Annotated in this window: 3 protein-coding genes; 2 read left to right on the forward strand and 1 reads right to left on the reverse strand. The window is 49.0% G+C overall.

Going from position 1 to position 1,959, the window contains the following annotated elements:
• Window positions 1–157: 157 nt before the first annotated feature.
• Both VB081_RS04535 and VB081_RS04540 read left to right on the forward strand, forming a co-directional pair.
• A complete protein-coding gene (locus VB081_RS04535; protein ID WP_323399657.1) occupies window positions 158–421 on the forward strand; it encodes a hypothetical protein in 264 nt (87 codons plus the stop codon).
• A 159-nt stretch (window positions 422–580) separates the two neighbouring features.
• Window positions 581–1,231 carry a DNA-primase RepB domain-containing protein gene (locus VB081_RS04540; protein WP_323399659.1) on the forward strand — a complete coding sequence of 217 codons (651 nt, stop codon included), beginning with the start codon at window positions 581–583 and terminating at the stop codon, window positions 1,229–1,231.
• Here the strand turns inward: VB081_RS04540 and VB081_RS04545 are convergent.
• A partial coding sequence (locus VB081_RS04545) for a site-specific integrase (protein ID WP_323399658.1) occupies window positions 1,226–1,959 on the reverse strand: 734 nt, incomplete at its 5' end. The two genes, VB081_RS04540 and VB081_RS04545, sit on opposite strands and share 6 nt — an antisense overlap.

Raw genomic sequence — 1,959 nt, forward strand, 5'->3', positions numbered from 1 at the left:
AACGGGTTCGTGTCGAGTGCCGGAAAAGCCGACAGAAGAAGATAGATTCCGGTCTTTTAAATATTTCTGTTTGGGTTCCGGCGGATAAAAAGGAAAAGATAAAGCGGGGACTTCGGGAAATCTGCGAGAAGCATTTAAAAATGAAGGAGGCGCGGTCATGATCTCTCCTGTTGATTTCCTTCGAGATATACATCCGAATCCGGATGAATTTATTTGTATTTCCTGTATTTTCCCCGACGATCGTCGGAAAGAAATTCCGGTGGAAAAACAGAAAAAGGTCCTCCTTCCGGTAGCCGTTTCCGACAGCAGAAGATTTATCTTCCGGCCTCATCCGCTTTTTATTCCGATAAACCTCTGGATAAAACGAAAGGACTTCATCCGGAAGCTCTCGCTGCTTCACGCTTTAAATGAAAAGCACTAGGGGGTATATTATTCGACCGCCGGGTTCGGAGATAAGTTAAATAAGTGGGGTCGTCCTGCCCGGGACCGGGAAAACGTCCGACGGATCCAGATCCTCTTTGCGGACTTTGATCAGCCCACGGAGGCGAGCCGGGCTTTTGAGGCCGGCCGGGGTTTTGACCTGCTACCTGAGCCAAATTACGTTGTCCGGACGTCAGAAAAAAAACTTCAGGCGGTCTGGCTTGTGCAGCGTCCGATGAGTTTTGGGACAGCGGAGGCGGCTCTTTTGTTTATTTCGACAAAAACCGGCGGGGATGCTGCAGTGAAGGATCTGTCCCGGGTCCTGCGGCTGCCTGGATTTAAAAACACAAAGTTGAAATCCGGGGACTGGCCCGTTACGGCTGAAAAACGGCATGACAAGAAGCTTGAAACCCCCCTGGTTGAAGGCCTCGCTTCGGCCGGCAGAGACATCCGGACCTCTGCGAGGTCTTCAATTATTAAAGATAAACCGGTGCGCCCTTCTTCTTTGTCCTCCTCTGTAGGAGGAGTGGTAATTAAACCAGCTTCAGCGTCCTTGATTTTGGCTGAGATCGGCCCCGTCCCGGTCGGCCGCGCCCTGAAACACTGGGAAAATATATATGGAGAGAAGAAAAATAAGACCCTGGCTGATTGGGGAATGTGTTGCTATTTAAGGGGCGTTGACGCATCTGAGGAGACGATGCTCGACCTTTTGCGCCGGGTCCATAACGATGACGACGGCAGGAAGGGAAATGACGAATATTACCGGGATACCGTCCGGCACTGTCTAGAGCAGGAGCTGGACATTTTATAATTCTTCGCCGTCCCATTCGTCATCTTCTTCTTTTTCCCCTATTAAATTTACCATCTTCAATGCGGCGTCGGGCGCGAGGTGCGCATATCTCCTGAAAAGATCCGTCGTGGTCTGGTGGAGCAGTTGCGCTCCTGCGACGGCGGATATGTTCGCCGCCATTGCCCTGCTGGCGAAAATATGTCTTAGGTCGTGAATCCTGGTCCCTTCGGGCAGTTCCATTTCTTCTCTGATCTTTTTCCATGCCCGATATCTTGGCTGTTTGACTCCGAAGATAAGGGTTTCCGGTCCCGGAGCAGTTTTATAATGCTCTTTCCACGCCTTTAGCGCTTTAAGGGCCTCATAATTTAAATAAATGAATTTTTCTGTATCCTGTTCCGGGCGTTTTTTTCTCTTCACCTTCATTATTGTGGGGTTGAGAGTAATTCGGCGCGCATTCCAGTCGATATCTTTCCATTTTATCCCGAACAGGGTGCCCTTTCTAAGGCCTGTGCTCGTCGCGAGAATAATCGCCGGAAGCCAGAAGTCCTTTTTCAAGCTGTCCCGCTCTTGGAGTTTTTTGATGAATTCATAATATTCTGCATCCGTTAAATTCACAGAATATTCCTTACTGTCGTCTTCTGATAGTCTCTTCACCCCTTTAATAGGGTTGTTCATTATATTTTTGATCAGGGAATCGGCAGCCCAATCCAGCATGACCTGAAGGGCCGAAAGGTTTTTATTTAAATACG

Source organism: Christensenella sp., from assembly GCF_034927525.1.
In the GTDB taxonomy this organism is placed as follows: domain Bacteria; phylum Bacillota; class Clostridia; order Christensenellales; family Christensenellaceae; genus Christensenella.

Excerpts from the sequence above, each read along its gene's own strand:
- VB081_RS04535 (WP_323399657.1), top strand. The coding sequence starts at position 158 with ATGATCTCTCCTGTTGATTTCCTTCGAGATATACATCCGAATCCGGAT.